The organism is Pseudoxanthomonas sp. CCNWLY206-1, from assembly GCF_039710385.1.
In the GTDB taxonomy this organism is placed as follows: Bacteria; Pseudomonadota; Gammaproteobacteria; order Xanthomonadales; family Xanthomonadaceae; genus Pseudoxanthomonas_A.
In genome coordinates, this window is the sequence record NZ_JBDKXI010000001.1 from 85,683 (window position 1) to 104,269 (window position 18,587).

At 62.2% G+C, this 18,587-nt stretch carries 16 protein-coding genes; 12 read left to right on the forward strand and 4 right to left on the reverse strand.

The window, feature by feature from the left end; translation table 11 throughout:
- The first annotated feature begins 293 nt into the window (after positions 1–293).
- Positions 294–1,364 carry an RNA polymerase-binding protein DksA gene (gene dksA / locus AADW18_RS00360; protein ID WP_337341363.1) on the forward strand — a complete coding sequence of 357 codons (1,071 nt, stop codon included), beginning with the start codon at positions 294–296 and terminating at the stop codon, positions 1,362–1,364.
- Between the two features lie 221 nt (positions 1,365–1,585).
- On the opposite strand, the gene AADW18_RS00365 is transcribed toward dksA, so the two are convergent.
- The 3 genes from AADW18_RS00365 to cysS form a co-directional block, all read right to left on the reverse strand.
- Positions 1,586–2,824, reverse strand: coding sequence for an MFS transporter (locus tag AADW18_RS00365; protein ID WP_337341364.1), 1,239 nt, complete (start codon positions 2,822–2,824; stop codon positions 1,586–1,588).
- The gene (locus AADW18_RS00370) at positions 2,817–3,257 is read right to left on the reverse strand and encodes a SufE family protein (RefSeq protein ID WP_337341365.1); all 441 of its coding nucleotides are present in this window, start codon (positions 3,255–3,257) and stop codon (positions 2,817–2,819) included. The genes AADW18_RS00365 and AADW18_RS00370 overlap by 8 nt, the downstream gene beginning before the upstream one ends.
- Before the next feature lie 120 nt (positions 3,258–3,377).
- The gene (gene cysS, locus AADW18_RS00375; RefSeq protein WP_337341366.1) at positions 3,378–4,742 is read right to left on the reverse strand and encodes a cysteine--tRNA ligase; all 1,365 of its coding nucleotides are present in this window, start codon (positions 4,740–4,742) and stop codon (positions 3,378–3,380) included.
- Between the two features lie 142 nt (positions 4,743–4,884).
- Between cysS and AADW18_RS00380 the strand changes: the two genes are divergently transcribed.
- The 11 genes from AADW18_RS00380 to AADW18_RS00430 all read left to right on the forward strand — a co-directional run bounded on the left by AADW18_RS00380 (position 4,885) and on the right by AADW18_RS00430 (position 16,533).
- Positions 4,885–5,367 (forward strand): hypothetical protein, encoded by a 483-nt coding sequence (locus AADW18_RS00380; RefSeq protein WP_337341367.1) that lies wholly within the window; start codon positions 4,885–4,887, stop codon positions 5,365–5,367.
- A 292-nt stretch (positions 5,368–5,659) separates the two neighbouring features.
- Complete coding sequence (locus AADW18_RS00385; RefSeq protein WP_337341368.1) at positions 5,660–6,685, forward strand: N-acetylornithine carbamoyltransferase; 1,026 nt, start codon at positions 5,660–5,662, stop codon at positions 6,683–6,685.
- A 55-nt stretch (positions 6,686–6,740) separates the two neighbouring features.
- Positions 6,741–7,976, forward strand: coding sequence for an argininosuccinate synthase (locus AADW18_RS00390; RefSeq protein ID WP_337341369.1), 1,236 nt, complete (start codon positions 6,741–6,743; stop codon positions 7,974–7,976).
- Between the two features lie 164 nt (positions 7,977–8,140).
- Positions 8,141–9,223, forward strand: coding sequence for an acetylornithine deacetylase (locus AADW18_RS00395; RefSeq protein ID WP_337341370.1), 1,083 nt, complete (start codon positions 8,141–8,143; stop codon positions 9,221–9,223).
- 100 nt (positions 9,224–9,323) lie between these two features.
- A complete protein-coding gene (locus AADW18_RS00400; protein ID WP_337341371.1) occupies positions 9,324–10,655 on the forward strand; it encodes an acetylglutamate kinase in 1,332 nt (443 codons plus the stop codon).
- Positions 10,656–10,664: 9 nt separating this feature from the next.
- Positions 10,665–11,291, forward strand: a complete 627-nt coding sequence (locus AADW18_RS00405) for a GNAT family protein (RefSeq protein WP_337341372.1) — start codon at positions 10,665–10,667, stop codon at positions 11,289–11,291.
- A complete protein-coding gene (gene argC / locus AADW18_RS00410) occupies positions 11,288–12,238 on the forward strand; it encodes an N-acetyl-gamma-glutamyl-phosphate reductase (protein ID WP_337341373.1) in 951 nt (316 codons plus the stop codon). Before AADW18_RS00405 ends, argC begins: the two co-directional genes overlap by 4 nt.
- Before the next feature lie 81 nt (positions 12,239–12,319).
- On the forward strand, positions 12,320–13,618 hold the full coding sequence (gene argH, locus AADW18_RS00415) for an argininosuccinate lyase (RefSeq protein WP_337341374.1): 1,299 nt from the start codon (positions 12,320–12,322) through the stop codon (positions 13,616–13,618).
- Between the two features lie 135 nt (positions 13,619–13,753).
- The gene (locus AADW18_RS00420; RefSeq protein ID WP_337341375.1) at positions 13,754–14,008 is read left to right on the forward strand and encodes a YciI family protein; all 255 of its coding nucleotides are present in this window, start codon (positions 13,754–13,756) and stop codon (positions 14,006–14,008) included.
- Positions 14,009–14,016: 8 nt separating this feature from the next.
- Entirely contained in the window at positions 14,017–15,168 is a 1,152-nt protein-coding gene (proB, locus tag AADW18_RS00425) for a glutamate 5-kinase (RefSeq protein ID WP_337341376.1), read from the forward strand.
- 105 nt (positions 15,169–15,273) lie between these two features.
- On the forward strand, positions 15,274–16,533 hold the full coding sequence (locus tag AADW18_RS00430) for a glutamate-5-semialdehyde dehydrogenase (protein WP_337341377.1): 1,260 nt from the start codon (positions 15,274–15,276) through the stop codon (positions 16,531–16,533).
- 464 nt (positions 16,534–16,997) lie between these two features.
- On the opposite strand, the gene AADW18_RS00435 is transcribed toward AADW18_RS00430, so the two are convergent.
- Positions 16,998–18,266 carry an MFS transporter gene (locus tag AADW18_RS00435; RefSeq protein WP_337341378.1) on the reverse strand — a complete coding sequence of 423 codons (1,269 nt, stop codon included), beginning with the start codon at positions 18,264–18,266 and terminating at the stop codon, positions 16,998–17,000.
- Positions 18,267–18,587 lie beyond the last annotated feature (321 nt).

Here is an 18,587-nt window from a genome sequence, read left to right on the forward strand (position 1 = left end):
TCGGGTTGCAGCTTCGGTATCAAGAACGGAGCAGGCTCTCCGGGTTGCGTCCCCACTTGTCCAGGAGTTTGCCACAGGAGCGGCGCCCTGCCGCGAGCTCTTCCTGTCTGAATCGCGATAGAAGCAAAAGCTCGCGCCGAGGACGGCGCTCCTGCAAGGGCGAACCCTGGCTAGGCGGGAAGCAACGTGACTCATCCCCATAGCGGTAACAGGCCCTAGCTTGCCGCTGCACGCTGGGTAGGCTATAAAGTCGCGCTTTCCCGGTTATCGGGAAGAACAAGGAAGCGCTGTTCGTGGCTGCAAAAAAACCTGCGAAGAAGGCCGCCAAGGCCGCCAAGAAACCCGCCCAGACCTCCGCCAAGAAGCCTGTCGTGAAGAAGGCTGCTGCCAAAAAGCCGGTCGCAAAACCGGCGGCCAAGAAGACGACGGCCAAGCCGGCCGCCGCCAAGAAGCCTGCGGCAGGCAAAGCGGTTGTCGCCAAGAAACCTGCTGTGAGCAAAGCCGCGGCTCAGAAGCCAGCTGCCAAGCCAATGGCGAAAAAGCCAGCAAGCAAACCGGCAGCCCAGCCAGCCACAAAGGCTGCGCCGAAGGTTGCCGCCAAGCCGGCCGCAAAACCCGCACCGAAACCGGCCGTCAAGCCGGCTCCGGCCAAATCTGCCCCCCCCAAGGCAGCGTCCTCTCATGTCCAAGCACCTGTAGCACCTAAAGCTGCAGTGAAGTCGGCACCAGAGCCCGTTGCCAAGGCTCCGCCCCCACAGAAGCCAGTGCCCGTCTCGAAAACCCCCACGAAATCCGCTAAAAACGCTCCTGCTGCCACTCCCGTGATTGCCAAGCAAGCCCCCATTCCGCGCCCCGTCGGCAAAGTCGCTGTCGCGGTCGCCGCAAGGCCAAGCGCGCCCGTGGTGCGCGGCAAGGTCAAGGAAGTGCCGTACAAGACTGATGAAACCACCGGCCGTCCCATCATTCCCGCGGGCTACAAGCCTTCGGTGGAAGAGGAGTACATGAGCCCGCTGCAGCTTGAATACTTCCGCAAGCGGCTGCTCGATTGGCGCGCCGATCTGGTGGAAGAGTCCAAGCAGACCATCGAAAACCTGAAGGACGAAGTGCGCGACATCGGCGATGAAGCCGAGCGTGCTACTCGCGAAACCGAAAACTCGCTGGAGCTGCGCACCCGCGACCGCTATCGCAAGCTGATCGGCAAGATCGACAGCACGCTCAAGCGTCTGGATGCTGGCGACTATGGATATTGCGTAGATACCGGTGAAGAGATCGGCCTGGAGCGCCTGGAAGCGCGCCTGACCGCCGAACGCACCATCGATGCGCAGGAGCGCTGGGAACACATGCAGAAGCAGCAAGGCGACTAAACAATCGCGTTGGTCCGTGTTTGAAAAACCCCGCCGAGTGCGGGGTTTTTTATGCGCGTATCCCCGTGCATGCGGCGCGCTTCACGTAAAGCGGAGCTGCGCCCCGCGATAGCACCGATCCGATGGCAATCAGGCCATCGCAACGGCGGGCGATAACGAATAGCTCGTAGGTAAGTCGGCGCGCGCGATCAGCGAGGCGCAGCTCCGCTCTACAGGGCAGGTCAATGCAAGTCCTTGATATTCAACCTGCGCAACGCCGGCGCTTTCCAGGTAGTGATGCCGACGACGCCTAGCGTCATGAAGCCACCCAGCACCACTGCAGGCACCAGGCCCAGCAATCGCGCCATCGATCCGCAATAGAACGCGCCCAGCTCGTTCGATGAGCCGATGAAGATGCCATTGATCGATGACACCCGGCCACGCATGTGGTCTGGCGTCGCCAGTTGCAGGATGGTCGAACGCATCACCATCGACACACTGTCGAACACGCCCGACATCAGCAGCAACGTCGCCGAAAGCCAGAAATGCGTGGAAAGGCCGAATCCGATGATGCATAGGCCGAATCCCGCCACTGCCATCAGCAGCCAGCGGCCGGCCCGTTGCCCGGGCGGATGCCGGGTCAGCCATAACCCCATGGCGACCGCGCCCAGCGCCGGTGCGCCGCGCAGAATGCCCAGGCCTTCCGGCCCGTAGTGCAGGATTTCCTGGATGAAGGCCGGTAGTACCGCCACCGCGCCCCCGAACAGCACGGCGAACATGTCCAGCGCCAGCGCACTCAGGACAATCTGATTGCCGAAGACGAAGCGCAGACCTTCGCCGATGCTGGTGAATATCGGCGCACGCGTGCCTTCGGCGACGGGTTCCTCTACGCGCAACCGCAGCAGCACCATGCCGGCCAGCAGCGCCAATGCCGCTGCGGTCGAGTAAGCGGCGGTCTTGCTGGCCCAGCCCACTAACACACCGCCAATGGCTGGACCGGTAACCAGCGAGGCTTGGAAAGCGACACTGCCGAAGCTGGCGCCGCGCGCGAACTGTTCTCGTGGCAGTACGCGTGCGAATAACGCGTTATAGATTGGCGTCAGAAACGCGCGCGCCACGCCGGTGACCGCGATCGCCGCATAGATCATCCAGACGTTCTGGTTGGGCAGCCAACCAGCGGAGATCGCGGTCAGCAGTAGCCCGGTGATGCTGAGACAGACGCACGCCGCCAAACCCAGTTTGCGACGCGGCAGGTGGTCGACCGCGTAGCCGGCGAACAGTGCGAAGCAGAAATACGGGATCACTTCCGCCAATCCAATCAAGCCCAGCGACAGCGGATTGCGGGTCAGCTCATAGACGTGCCAGCCCACGGTCACCGAGGTGATCTGGTACGACAGGATGGACAGAACGCGGTAGGTCAGCAGTGTCGCGAACTGCGTGCGCAGCAGCGGTGCGTTCCCGTTGGTGATGCCTTCAGTCACGCTGGCTTTGCGCGGTATCGCGTATGAAAGCGAGCAAGGCGGTCAGGCCGTTGCTGCGGGTAGGGGAGAGGTGCTTGGCCAGGCCGATGTCGGCGATGAAATCAGGTTCGGTCGCCAGAATCTCAGCCGCCGAACGACCGGAATACACGCGCAGGGCGAGAAATATCAGGCCCGAGACGATCGCCGAATCGCTGATGGCATGGAAATCCAGTCGCTGCGCATCGCCTTGCGGGACGATCCACACCAGCGACTGGCAACCCAGCAGCCGGTGCTCTTCCTTCTTCCACTGTTCGGGGAATGCCGGCAGCTTGCGTCCCAGGTCGATCAGGTACTGATAGCGCTCCGACCAGTCGCCGAAGAAGGCGAACTCTTCCTTGATGGCTTGCTGCGCTTCGGTCGCGGTGGGTTCCAGCGGGAAAATATTCTCGGTCACGTTGTGCTCTTGTCTCGACTCCCTCCCCTGCGAAGGCAGGGGAGGGTTGGGGAGGGGTTGCGTGGTTCATGCATTCCCCACTACAGCTGCACAGTCTCCATTGCTTCGGAGAGCGTAGGTTTACCCACGCTTCCAGCGTACGCCCTGGGGCGTGTCCTCCAGGAGAATACCCTCTGCGGCCAATTGGTCCCGAATGGCATCGGAACGTGCGAAGTCGCGGTTCTTCTTCGCGACGGCGCGTTCGTCGATCAAGGCCTGGATGCGGCTATCGTCATCACTCGAAGCGCCTCTCGCGAACCAGGCCGCGGGATCCTGTTGCAGCAAGCCCAGCGCCAGGCCCGCTCCCAGCAGTTCTGATTTCAGCCGCGGTCTATCGTCAGCGGCGGCTTTACGGGCTTCGCCAGCGATACGCGCCACTTCGGCCAAGGCCTGGGGCGTATTCAGATCGTCGTCTAATGCCTCTTCCACGACTTGTGGAATGACGGCCTTGGCCGTCACATCCGCCAGATCGCGCAACGTGCCGTACAAGCGGTCCAACGTGCGCACGGATTGTTCGATCAGGGCGTCGGACCAGTCCAGCGGCTGTCGGTAGTGCGCGGAAAGCAGGGCATAGCGCAGTGCCTCCGGTGGATGCTGTTTCAGCAGTTCGTGCACGCGTTCGATATTGCCCAACGACTTGGACATCTTTGCGCCAGCGAAATTCAGCATGCCGTTATGCATCCAGAAGCGCGCGAAGATCTTGCCACCGTGCGCGCATTCGCTTTGCGCTATCTCGTTTTCATGATGCGGGAACTGCAGGTCAACGCCACCCGCATGGATGTCGATGGTTTCGCCGAAATGAGCGCTGATCATCGCCGAGCACTCAATATGCCAGCCCGGCCGGCCGCGGCCCCAAGGGGAATCCCAGCCAGGCAGATCCTCGGTGGATGGCTTCCACAGCACAAAATCGCCGGCATCGCGCTTATACGGCGCCACTTCCACGCGCGCGCCGGCCAGCATTTCCTCCGGGTCCCGGCGCGAGAGCTTGCCGTAATCGGAAAAGGTGGCGACCGCGAACAGCACATGCCCTTCGGCCACATAGGCATGACCGCTGTCGATCAACCGCTCGATCATTCCAATGATGTGCGGAATATGGGCCGTGGCTTCGGGTTCGAGATCCGGCGGCGCCACGCCCAGCGCCCCCATGTCCTCGCGGTAGACAGCGGCATAGCGGTCGGTGATGACCGAAATCGGTACGCCCTCTTCCTTGGCCGCAGCATTGATCTTGTCGTCCACGTCGGTGATGTTGCGGGCATAGCGCAACCCGCCATAACGCCGGCGAAGCAGTGCGGCCAGTACACCGAACACCACCGGGCCTCGAGCGTTGCCGATGTGCGCATAGTTGTAGACGGTGGGCCCGCAGATGTACATCGTGGGGCAGGCGGGGTCGAGCGGCGCGAAGGGCTCGACCCGGCGCGTCAGGTTGTTGTGCAGGCGCAAGGTCATGGAGGTGGGGGCGAGGGGAAGCCCTGCAATTCTACAGGCTGGCATGCGGGCGCGGCAGGCGGCGGGCCGGTGTTCAGCCCCACTCAAGGCTCGCACCCTAAACTGTGGCCCCTAGGGTTCACCTTCATTCTGGCTGCCGCCTTTGTTTCGTTACTCCGCTCTGCTCGCGCTGTTATTGACCACGCAGGCTGCTGCCCAGGAAAGGGTGGTCCAGGCTGAAAACGTGCGTTTGGACTACGCGCAGGTATTGAGCGTCGAGCCGGTTTATCAGACCTTGCGGGCCAGCCGCACCGAGCAGCAGTGCGACGATATTCCGTCGCCGCCCAAAGCCGAACCGAGCGCCAAAGAAGAAGATGGGCGCTGGAACCGCATGATGAGTTCGCTTCGTGGCATGTTTTCCGACGAAAGTTCGGAGCCGGAACCCAAGTCGGAGCCGATCAAAGTGAATTGCCGGGTGGTGCCAGTGGAGCGGGAATTCCGCCGCCCCATCGCCTACGACGTGGACTACATCTATAAGGGCACCAAGTACCGCTCCCGGTTGGCCGAAGATCCTGGCAACCGGCTGCGCATCCGCGTGTCGGTCGCGCCTTACGTGCCTCCTGTCCAAGCTGCCGTTACGCCGTGAGCCTTGCGCCCCAGCGCGGCACGTGCGAGCATTCGCCCCCATGAAGATGAACGTGCACATGCATGCTGACAGCGCCGCCCGGATGGCCTCGAGCATGACGTCGCGTGCCCGTCGACCGGAATCCTGCTCCTAGCTGGGTCGCCCGGACGTTTTCACCTGTCACACCGGAACCCAGCCTGAGGCTGGGTTTTTTCGTTTCTGAAACATGTATTTCTGACGCACGCATTTCCCTCCGCAAGAGTCCGGTCATCCACGGCCAGGCTCCCCAAAAAGGCCTTGGAATCAATACGCCATGAAGCACTTCTTGAACACGCAGGACTGGAGCCGCCCCGACCTGGACGCCTTGCTGACGCAAGCTTCGCTGTACAAGCAGCACAAGCTGGGCGATGCGCTCAAGGGCAAGTCGATCGCGCTGGTGTTCTTCAATCCCTCCATGCGTACCCGCACCAGCTTCGAGCTGGGCGCTTTCCAGTTGGGCGGCCATGCGGTGGTGCTGCAGCCCGGCAAGGACGCTTGGCCCATCGAGTTCAACCTGGGCACGGTGATGGATGGCGACACCGAAGAGCACATCGCGGAAGTGGCGCGGGTGCTGGGCCGCTACGTCGACCTGATCGGCGTACGCGCATTCCCGAAGTTCGTCGATTGGACGATCGATCGCGAAGACATCGTGCTGAAGAGCTTCGCCAAGTACTCGCCGGTGCCGGTCATCAACATGGAGACCATCACCCATCCCTGCCAGGAACTGGCGCATGCGCTGGCATTGCAAGAGCACTTTGGCACTTCGGACCTGCGCGGCAAGAAGTACGTGCTGACCTGGACCTACCACCCCAAGCCGCTGAACACCGCGGTGGCCAACTCCGCATTGACCATCGCTACCCGGTTGGGCATGGATGTGACGCTGCTATGCCCCACGCCGGATTACGTCCTGGATGAGCGCTACATGGGCTGGGCCAAACAGAACGTAGCCGAAAGCGGCGGTTCGCTGGCTGTCAGCCACGACATCGACAGCGCCTATGCCGGCGCCGACGTGGTGTATGCCAAGAGCTGGGGCGCCTTGCCGTTCTTCGGCAATTGGGAGCCGGAAAAACCCATCCGCGACCAGTACAAGCACTTCATCGTCGACGAAGCGAAGATGGCGCTGACCAACAACGGTGTCTTCAGCCATTGCCTGCCGCTGCGCCGCAACGTCAAGGCTACCGACGCCGTCATGGATTCGCCGCAATGCATTGCTATCAATGAGGCGGAAAACCGCCTGCATGTGCAGAAGGCGATCATGTCGGCGCTTGCTTCGCAAGCAGGAATGGGGAATCGGGAATAGAGAATCGATTCAGCGAAAGCCTTCCCTCAATTTGAACGTAACAAGGAAAGAACACATGAGCACCGCCCCCACGATTCCCGATTCCCCACTCCCGATTACCGGCACTAAAGACATCGTTCTCGCCTTCTCCGGCGGCCTCGACACCAGCTTCTGCATTCCCTATCTGCAGGAGCGCGGCTGGGCCGTGCACACTGTCTTCGCCGACACGGGCGGCGTGGATGCGGAAGAGCGTGCGTACATCGAACAACGTGCGGCTGAGCTAGGCGCCGCCAGTCACGTCACGGTCGATGGCGGTCCTGCCATCTGGAATGGTTTCGTCAAGCCATTCGTCTGGGCAGGCGAGGGCTACCAAGGGCAGTATCCGCTGCTGGTGTCCGATCGCTATCTGATCGTTGATGCCGCACTGAAGCGTGCCGCCGAACTCGGCACCAAGGCTATCGCGCATGGCTGCACCGGCATGGGCAACGATCAGGTGCGTTTCGACTTGGCGGTGAAGGCTTCCGGCGACTATCAGATCGTCGCGCCGATCCGCGAAATCCAGAAAGAGCACACACAGACCCGCGCCTACGAACAGCAGTACCTGGAAGAGCGCGGCTTCGGCGTGCGCGCCAAGCAGAAGAGCTACACCATCAACGAGAACCTGCTGGGCGTGACCCTGTCCGGTGGTGAGATCGATCGTTGGGAAGCACCGGGCGAGGGCTCCCGCGGCTGGTGCGCGCCGCGCAGCGAATGGCCGGAGCAGGCACTGCAGGCCACGATTGGTTTCAAGAATGGCGAAGCCGTGACGCTGGACGGGCAGCCGTTGGAAGGCGCCAAGCTGCTGGCCAAGTTGAACAGCTTGTTCGCGCCCTACGGTGTTGGCCGTGGCATGTACACCGGCGACACCACCATCGGTTTGAAGGGCCGCATCGTGTACGAGGCGCCTGGCCTGATCTCATTGCTCGCCGCGCATCGTGCACTGGAAGAAGCCGTGCTGACCAAGCAGCAGAACCGCTTCAAGCCCGAGGTAGCGCGCAAGTGGGTGGAAGTGGTCTATGAGGGTTTCTATCACGATCCCATCAAGACGGACCTGGAGGCATTCTTGAAATCCTCGCAGGCGACCGTCAATGGCGAAGTGGTGCTGGAAACCCGTGGCGGTCGCGTCGACGCCGTTGCCATCAAGTCGCCACACCTGCTGCATGCCAAGGGCGCGGTTTACGCACAATCGGCCGACTGGGGCGTGGAAGAGGCGGAAGGCTTCATCAAGCTGTTCGGGATGAGCTCGACGTTGTGGGCGGAGATCAACCGCTGATCTTCAGAAAAAAACAAAGCCCGTCATTCCAGCGCACGCTGGGATCCATTTTGACTTTCGCCTCTGCCCCTGCAGAACCTTGATGGCGAAAAATCAAAAGCAAATGGATCCCGGCGTTCGCCGGGATGACGACAGACAGATGATTGGCTGCGGAAATAATTACGATGCTGCAAACCGTCCTCCCACACCTCGAAGCCCTGGTCTCCCACGACACCCGCAATCCGCCGCGAGCCATCACCACGGGCGGCATCTTCGACTATATCCGTGCGCAATTGCCGGACTTCACGGTCGAAGTGATCGATCACGGTGCCGGCGCGGTGTCGCTGTTCGCCGTGCGCGGCCAGCCGAAGCGTGTGTTCAACGTGCACTTGGACACGGTGCCTTCGTCACCGGCCTGGACGGCGAACCCGTTGACGCTGCGAGTGACCGAGGATCGCGCCATCGGCTTGGGCGCGTGCGACATCAAAGGCGCGGCAGCGTGCCTGATTGCGGCGGCGCGGGTCACGCAGGGTGACGCGGCGTTCCTCTTCAGCAGTGACGAAGAAGCCAACGACCCACGTTGTATTGCCGCCTTCCTGGCGCGCGATCACGGATTCCAGGAAGCCATCATCGCCGAGCCTACCCAAGGCCAGGCCGTGTTGGCGCACCGTGGTATCAGTGCGGTACGGATGGCGTTCAAGGGGCAGGCGGGGCACGCTTCGGCCGAGAACGCGTTGTCGCTGAGCGCACTGCATAACGCCATGCGCTGGGGCACCACCACGCTGGATTTCGTGCAGGCCCAGCATCATCTGCGTTTCGGCGGGCTCACCGGCTTGCGCTTCAATATCGGACGGGTAGAAGGCGGCATCAAGGCGAATATGATCGCGCCCAGTGCCGAGGTGCGGTTCGGTTTCCGTCCGTTGCCCTCGCAGGACATGGACGCGTTGCACGCGCAGTTCCGCGCCTTCGCCAATGCCGATGCGCTGGCGGAATACGAAGAAACCTTCCGCGGTCCATCACTGCCTTCCGGCGACGTGGCGCGGGCGGAGGAACGCCGGCTGGCTGCGCGCGATCTGGCCGACGAGCTGGGTCTGCCGATCGGCAACGCAGTGGATTTCTGGACGGAGGCCTCGTTGTTCTCACAAGCCGGCCTGACCGCGCTGGTGTACGGCCCCGGCGATATCGCGCAGGCGCATACCGCGGATGAGTGGGTGTCGCTCGAACAACTGCAAAGCTACGCCGATAGCGTGGTACGGATATTGGCGTAGGGCGGGTCTCGACCCGCTGCCAGGTATCGGGTGTCAACGACGGATCAACAATCCGCACATGGCGGGTCAAGACCCGCCCTACAGAACTGAAAAAGAAGACATGGAATCGCACAAACAAACCCGCCAGACCATCATCCGCCTGCTGTCCAGCATGGCCAGCGCGAAAGAGATATCGCAGTACGTCAAGCGATTCTCGCAGCTGGATGCCAAGCGCTTCGCCGTGGTCAAAGTAGGCGGCGCGGTGCTGCGCGACGACCTGGAGGCGCTGACTTCCTCCTTGGCCTTCCTGCAGGAAGTAGGGCTGACGCCTATCGTCGTGCATGGCGCCGGCCCGCAGTTGGATGAGGAAATGACCGCGGCCGGCATCGAAAAACAGACCGTCAACGGCCTGCGGGTGACCACGCCGGAAGTGCTGGCGATCGTGCGCAAGGTGTTCCTGCAGCAGAATCTGGCGCTGGTGGAGGCGCTGCAGCAGGCCGGCGCACGCGCGACGTCCATCGTGTCCGGAGTGTTCGAGGCCGAGTACCTGGACAAGGACACGTATGGGTTGGTGGGCGAGGTCAACCGCATCAACTTGGCGCCTATCGAAGCCAGCCTGCATGCCGGTTCCATTCCGGTCATCGCCAGCCTGGGCGAAACGGCGGGCGGCCAGATTCTCAACATCAATGCCGATTTTGCCGCCAACGAATTGGTGCAGGTACTTCAGCCATACAAGATCATCTTTCTCACCGGTACCGGCGGGCTGCTGGGCGCGGACGGCAAGGTGATCGACTCAATCAACCTGTCCACCGAGTACGACGAGCTGATGGCGCAACCGTGGATCAACGGCGGCATGCGGGTCAAGATCGAACAGATCAAGGCGCTGCTGGACAAGCTGCCGCTGACGTCGTCGGTGTCGATTACCAAGCCGGCCGAGCTGGCCAAGGAACTGTTTACCCACCGCGGTTCCGGCACGCTGGTGCGGCGAGGCGAGCGCGTGCTGCGCTTCGATAGCTGGGAAGGCATCGATCTGGACCGGCTGCGTGGCCTGATCGAATCCAGTTTCGGCCGCAAGCTGTTGCCCGATTACTTCGAGCGTACACAACCGCATCGTGTCTACGTCAGCGAGAACTACCGCACCGCTCTGATCCTGACCCAGGAGCAACTGCTCGACGATGGCACCGCCACTTACCTCGACAAGTTCGCGGTGTTGGACGATGCGCAAGGCGAGGGCCTGGGGCGCGCCGTTTGGCATGTGATGCGTGAGGAAAATCCGCGGTTGTTCTGGCGTTCTCGCCACAACAACCAGGTCAACATCTTCTACTACGCCGAATCCGACGGCTGCTACAAGCAGGAGAATTGGAAGGTGTTTTGGTACGGCATCGAAGATTTCCGCGATATCGAGCGCTGCGTTGCGCATTGCCGTACGTTGCCCGTAACGTTGACCGACTGAGCGATGACGATGGAGCATTTTCCCGAAGCTTGGCGTACGGTGCCGCGGTTGAGAGGCCAGCATGCGTCGGTGGAACACTTGCAACGCGACCATATCGACGGCCTGCGCACCGCGTTAGCGGGCGATGAACTGTCTCGCCTCTGGTATACCCAGGTGCCGAAGGCAGCCGACGTGGGCGCTTACCTCGATGCGGTGATGGAGGGCGAGGCTGCAAGCCGCTGGCTGCCTTTCGTCATCCGCAACTCACAGGGTGAGATCGTCGGCAGTACCCGCTTCTACGATCTTGAACCGACAGTGCCCAAGTTAAGCATTGGCTACACCTGGTATGCGCCCAAGGTGCAGCGCACCGGCGTCAACACTGAAACCAAGCTGCTGTTGCTGACCCATGCTTTCGAAACGCTGGGCTGCATCAGCGTGGTGTTCGAGACCAGCTGGTTCAATCACCGTTCGCGGGCCGCTATCGCTCGCCTGGGCGCCAAACAGGATGGTGTGCTGCGCAATCATCGTCGCCATCCCGACGGCACGCCGCGCGATACCGTGATCTTTTCCATCATCAACAGCGAATGGCCGGGCGTGAAGCGCAATCTGCTGTCCAAGCTGGAACAACATACCGAATCGGCAGGAGCCACCCCATGAGCAAGAAGACCGTCGGCATCGTCGGTGCGCGCGGCCACACCGGCGCCGAACTGATCAGGCTGATTGCCCGCCACCCGCAGCTGGAGCTGGGTTTCGTTTCTTCGCGCGAGTTGGCCGGGCAGAAGGTCAGCGACCATATCGCCGAATTCTCGGGCGATAGGCGTTACGAAAGCCTCAGCCACGAGCAGGTTGGCGGCAGCAGCGTCGACGCGGTGATCCTGGCGTTGCCAAATGGCAAGGCTTCCGAACTGGTGGCCGCGATCGATGCACAGGCGCCGGCGACGGTCGTCGTCGACCTGTCGGCGGACTACCGCTTCAACGAGGACTGGTACTACGGCTTGCCGGAACTGACCCGCGACCGGTATGACGGACAGAAGCGCATCAGCAATCCCGGTTGCTATGCCACGGCGATGCAGCTAGCCATTGCACCATTGCTCGATCAGCTGGCGGGTCCGCCGCAGTGTTTCGGGGTGTCCGGATATTCCGGTGCTGGCACCACGCCTTCGGACAAGAACAATCCGGAACTGTTGCGCGATAACCTGATGCCCTATTCGCTGGCCGATCACATGCACGAACGCGAGGTTTCGCGTCATCTCGGCGTGCCGGTTGAATTCATGCCGCATGTGGCGCCGCACTTCCGTGGCATCACCATGACGGTAAACCTGTGGCTGCAGCAGCCGGTGAAGGTGGAAGCCGTCCGTGAGCTATACCGACAACGCTATGCCGGCGAACCGTTGGTTCGCATTCTCGACGACGCGCCTTGGGTCAGCCGCATTGCCGGCAAGCATGGCGTGGAGATCGGTGGATTCACGGTGGCGCCGGGCAGCAAGCGGCTAGTGGTGGTGGCGACACTGGATAACCTGCTGAAGGGCGCAGCGACGCAGGCGATGCAGAATTTGAATCTGGCGTTCGGGTTCGGGGAACTGACCTCGATTTCGGTGGCGTAGGGCGGGGTCTCGACCCGCCTTTCGAACATCGCGACATAGAAGAATGGCGGGCCGAGACCCGCCCTACGCAGGAGAACCGTAATGTCTGATTTGTTGTGGCAAAAACCGGGTGTCACCGTCGATGCGGAAATCCAGCGATTCCTGGCGGGCGATGACGTGGTGCTGGACCGGGAGTTCTTCCTGCACGACATCCAGGCCAGCAGCGCGCATGCGGAAGGATTGCAGCGGATCGGCATTCTGTCGGCGGACGAGTTGGAAGGCCTGAGGCGCGAACTCACAGCGCTGGCGGAAGACTTTCGTACAGGTCGATTTGTACTGGACGAACGTTACGAAGACTGCCACTCCGCCATCGAAGCACGTCTGACCGAACGTCTGGGCGATGCCGGCCGCAAGATCCATACCGGCCGCAGCCGCAACGACCAGATTCTGGTCGCCACGCGCTTGTGGCTGAAAGAAAAACTGGGGCGTGTCGCCGGCCTATCCCGCAGTATCGCCAAGGTCGCCCTGGACCGCGCGGAAGCCGAGCGCGACCTGCCGATTCCTGGCTACACGCATATCCAGCGCGCGGTAGTGTCATCGGCCGGCATGTGGTGGGCGGGCTGGGCGGAGGCGTTCATCGACAATGCCATCCGCGCAAACGACACCTTGAGGCTGGTCGATGCCAATCCGCTGGGCACCGCCGCTGGCTATGGCGTCAACCTCAAGCTCGATCGGGAACACACCACGGCCACGCTCGGTTTCGCACGGATGCAGATCAGCCCGATCTACGCGCAGCTGTCGCGCGGCAAGTTCGAAATGGCGGCATTGGAGGCCCTGGGTAGCGCCACATTGGACCTGCGCCGCATCGCATGGGATCTGTCATTGTTCACGAGCGCCGAATACGGTTTTGTGGCGCTGCCCGCGCAGTACACCACCGGCAGTTCCATCATGCCCAACAAGCGCAACCCGGACGTGATCGAACTGATGCGGGCCACCCATGCCAGTGTCGCCGCGGCGCGCACTGAGATCGAGCAACTTCTGTCGTTGCCTTCCGGCTACCACCGTGACCTGCAAGCCAGCAAGGGTGCCATCTTCCATGGCTTCAGCCGCGGCCTGCCCGCGCTGGAACTGCTGCCGGCTTTGTTGGCCAACCTGGAATGGCGCGAAGACAAGCTGCGCGCGGCGATCGATTCAGGCATGTATGCGACCGATGTGGCGGTGGATGCTGCGGTGGCTGGCGTGCCGTTTCGCGAAGCTTACAAAGCGGCGGCGGCGTCCGCCGGAAGTGCGGGCGAAGGGCGTACGCCGGAATCGAGTCTGGCCGCGCGTGTTTCACCAGGTGCGGCTGCAGATTTGCGTTTGGATGAATTGCGCGCGCGGCTAGCTGACTTGGACAGCTGATTTCGTAGGCCCTCCTTGTGGGAGCGACGTGAGTCGCGACGTTGATGTTTCCGGTCGCGACTCACGTCGCTCCCACAAGGTAGGCTCTCTTGCGATGACTTCCGCAGCGTTGAACAGAGAAACCGACGAGACGAAATGAAGCGATACCTAGTCATGGCCATGCGCAAACCAACCTTCAGCGATGAAGTCATCGCGCCGCATCTGGCTTTTCTGGATGAACTCAGGAGTGCTGGTCAGTTGGAAATGACCGGTGGTTTCAGCGACAAGAGCGGCGGCGCCTATGTGCTGAAGGCGGATAACCTGGAAGAAGCGCAAGCTATCGTTCATCGCGATCCGCTAACTACTTACGGATCTTCGACGCTCACCATATACGAATGGAACACTCGCTGAGCCAGCCCATGACCCCGCCTATCGTGCCCCGTTTTATCGAACAGTCGCTGCCCAATTGGCGCCGGGCCGTGCTCAAGGTCGGCAGCAGCCTGCTGGCGGCCGATGGCGAAGGCCTCAGTCCGCGTCACGCGCTGGGCTTGGCGCAATTCGTATCCGCCAGCTTGGCTGCGGGGCGTGAAGTGGTGATCGTATCTTCCGGCGCCGTGGCGGCAGGCCGCGCCATCCTGCATCGCAAGCCGCAATCCGGCGCGGCGATGGCCGAACGGCAGGCGTTAGCCGCGCTTGGGCAAGCGCAGCTGATAGGGTTATGGCAGCGTTTCTTCGAGCGACCCGTCGCGCAGGTGCTGCTGACTCACGACGATCTGCGCAACCGCCGCAGGTATCTCAACGCACGCGCCACTCTGCGGGAGCTGCTGGCGCTGCACACGCTTCCCGTCATCAACGAAAACGACACGGTTTCGGTGGATGAGTTGAAGCTGGGCGACAACGACAATCTGGCGGCCATGGTCGCCGCGCTGATCGATGCCGATGCCTTGTTCATCGCCACCGATATCGCTGGCTTCTATTCCGCCAATCCGCGCCTGGATCCTGACGCGCGACCTATCGATGAAGTCGAAGCGCTGACGCCCGAATTCTTCGCCATGGCCGGTGATGCCGGCAGCGGCGCCGGTACCGGCGGCATGCGCACCAAGCTGGAAGCGGCGGCCAAAGCAGCCGCGGTTGGCATCGAAACCTACCTGTTCGACGGCACCAGCGCTGAGGCGGTGCGGTTATTGGCGCAAGGGCAACTGCGAGGTACCCGCTTCCGTCCGGCGCAGAACCGGTTGGCCGCACGCAAGTACTGGTTGCGCAACGCACCGGCTGAAGCGGGTGGGAAAATCCTGATAGACCCGGGCGCGGCACAGGCGCTGGCGCAAAAAGGCGCTTCGCTGTTGCCCGGAGGCGTGGTTACCGCCGAAGGCGATTTTCGCCGCGGCGATATGGTGGAGGTGTCGCTGCGCGACGGCGAAGGCGAACGCCGCGTCGCCCGCGGGATCGTCCAGTATTCGGCGGTCGATATTCGGCGAATTGCCCAACGGCACTCGCGCGACATCGAAGGCATACTCGGCTACAGCTACGGCGAGAACATCGTCCACCGCGATGATCTGGCGCTGCTGTGAGTATGTCGGTAGGAGCGCGGCGCGAGCTCTTCCCCGGTTGCCTGGCAAGAGATCGCGCCGGGATCGCGCTTCTACAGAATCTTTTTAGGTGTGTTCGGAACAACCATGACTGACATCAAGCAACAAGCGCTGCAATGCCGCGACGCCGCGCAGGACATCGCGCAACTGTCCACGGCCGCTAAAAATGACTTGTTGCGTGCAATGGCAGCCTCACTGGCCGCTGATGCCGAAGCCATCCTGGCAGCCAATGCTCGGGACATGGAAGCAGCCAACGCCAAGGGCGTGACTGGCGCCATGCTGGACCGGCTGCGACTCGATGCAGGACGTCTGGCCAGCATAGCCAATGCAGTTCGCGAGGTAGCCGAACTGCCCGACCCGGTGGGGCAGGTCACCCGTCGCGAAGTACGGCCCAACGGGATCGCGATCGAACGTGTGCGGGTGCCATTGGGCGTAGTGACGATGATCTACGAAGCCCGCCCCAACGTTACCGCCGATGCCGCCGCGCTGTGTTTGAAGGCCGGCAACGGTGTGATCTTGCGGGGAGGCTCCGAGGCCATCCATTCCAACACCGCCATCGCTGCATCACTGAAACGCGCGTTGCGCGACGCGGGGCTGTCGGAGGCTGCAGTGACCTTGGTGGAAGACCTGCGCCGGGACACCATGGTGGAACTGCTTCAGCTTACTGACATCATCGATCTGGCCATTCCCCGCGGCGGCGAGGGTCTGATCCGATTCGTCGCCGAACACGCGCGAGTGCCGGTGATCAAACACTACAAGGGCGTATGCCACCTCTACGTGGACCAGAGCGCCGATCTGGCGTTGGCGCTGCGCTTGCTGCTGGATGGCAAGGCATCGCGTCCTGGCGTTTGCAACGCTTTGGAGACGTTGCTGGTGCACGCCGACGTCGCTGCGGCATTCCTGCCCAAGGCGGGTGAAGCGCTGCGCGCACGCGGAGTGGAGCTGCGTGGGGACTCGCATTCACGCGAATGGTTGACTGACGCCAAAGCGGCCACCGAAGAGGACTATGCCGCCGAATTCCTGGATCTGATCCTGGCCGTGCGCGTGGTCGGCAGTTTCGATGATGCCATTGCGCACATTCGCCGCTATGGCTCCGACCATACGGAAGTGATCGTCACGCGAGATCAAGCCACCGCCGATCGCTTCGTTCATTCACTACGTTCGGCCGTCGTGATGGTCAATGCCTCGTCGCGTTTTTCCGATGGCGGCGAACTAGGTTTGGGCGCGGAGATCGGCATTTCGACGACACGCCTGCACGCCTACGGCCCCATGGGTGCCGAATCGTTGACGGTCGAACGCTTTGTCGTGCGCGGGGAAGGGCAGGTTCGTCACCCTGATCTTCTTTAAAACTCCGATCCGCGTCCGGCCAATGTGCCGTCTGGACAAGAGCAGCGGAGCAAGCTCCGCTCTACATGACCGCCCGAGGGAACTTCCCCGAGCAGGGCGCTTTCGTAGAGCCGAGCTCGCTCGGCTGCTCTCCGATCCCCGCGTCCGGCCAATGTGCCGTCTGACAAGAGCAGCGGAGCAAGCTCCGCTCTACATGACCGCCCGAGGGAACTTCGCCGGGCAGGGCGCTTTCGTAGAGCCGAGCTCGCTCGGCTGCTCTCCGATCCGCGTCCGGCCAATGTGCCGTCTGAACAAGAGCAGCGGAGCAAGCTCCGCTCTACACGACAGCCCGAGGGAACTTCGCCGAGCAGGGCGCTTTCGTAGAGCCGAGCTCGCTCGGCTGCTCTTGCTTCGGCGCGAACGGAGAGCCGACCTTGTTCCGGTCTACGAGAGCCGCCCTCAGCGGCTATTCGCTTCTGAGCTATTTACCAGGTGTCTTCCAGATAACGCGGCTTGCAGGCGAGATAGCCGCCAATCAACAGCACCACGATGCACAGGCACAGGAATGCGAACGGCCAGTACCAACCGTGCGAGTGCTCGTGCAACAGCCCAAAGGCGACCGGACCAATGCAGGACAGCGAATAGCCCACGCCCTGCATGAAGCCGGACAGCGACGCAGAACCTGCCGGAGTACGTGTGCGTAGATTGATCATGGTCAACGCGAGCGGAAAAGTGCTGGGCCCCAAGCCGAGCAAGGCCACCCACAATGCTGGCAGCGTGGTCGGCGCCCAAAGCAGGCCCGCGAACGCGGCCAGGTAGAAGCCGGCACACGCCACCACCACCCGATATGGATTGCGCATCCGCACCGCCAGCGCGGGCATGGTCAAGGATGAAATCAAACCGAAGGTCGAGAACAACGCCACCATGGCGCCGCCCAGCGCTTGGCTTCCGCCGGATTCGATCAGCAGTTTCGGTAACCAGGTGAACATCGAATAGGTGATCAGCGAGGTCATGCCGAACATCAACGCCATACCCCACGCGATAGGAGAACGCCATGCGCGACCATTCGCAGGCCGTGCGGTGAATTCCGGCGCTTCATCGCCTGGAGTGACTGCCTGGTCATGGAGCTGGGCCAGCGCACAGTCATGGCGACGTTCCCGCCATAGCACCGCCAACCATGGCAGCACCGCGGCAGCCGCGACCAACGACCACATGCCCAGCGATATTCGCCAACCCAGCGCAGCCATCACCGGAACCGCCAACAAGGCCGGCAGGATCGTGCCGGCTTGCAGGACCGTGATGTAGAGCGTGCTGACCGTGCCCACCCGGTCGGCGAAGTAACGCTTGACCAGCGGCGGTAGCACTGTATTGCCGATGCCCATGCCGGCGAGCGCAGTGAGTGACGCGGCGAGCAAGGCGCCCGTTCCACCTGCACAACTGCGCAACAACAAACCCAGCATGGCCAGCAGCATCGCCAACAATGCGGTGCGCTCCAAGCCGATGCGATGTGCAATGGTGGGTGTCAGGGCGCCAAACGCAGCGAAGGCTGCCGTGGGCAGCATGCCGAAAACACCGGTCATGGTCGCCCCGAAACCGAACAGATCGCCGAGCTGATCCAGCAACGGTGTCAACGAGGTCACAGCCGTGCGCAAGTTGAAGGCCGACAAGATGATGCCGGCCAACACCAGGCCGCGACCGGACCAAAATGAAGCGCTGGCGGGAAGAGATGTAGAAGACGCGCTAGGGGATTTCATTCCCGTCATTATCGGCTACGCGCGTGGCGGAATCCGACTTGGAACACTGTGTCACCGAACGCGCGTTGCCCTCTTGGTCTCAGCACTACTTGGCCATGCGCGATTATTCGCCGAGATATGACGGCTCACTTGAGTGATCACGCGCGTTGACGTTTTCTCAAGCGGCAGCGAGCAGTGGCTGGTCATGGTCAACCGGCAGCCCATCCGCTCTCCGACAAGAGGGACTGTGGGAAATGGCATTCTTTTGGTCTTCTTGGCTCAGGGCGTCAGTCTTTGGCCGTGGCATCACGCCCCTCAAGCGGCTTGGGTACCTCCGATGCT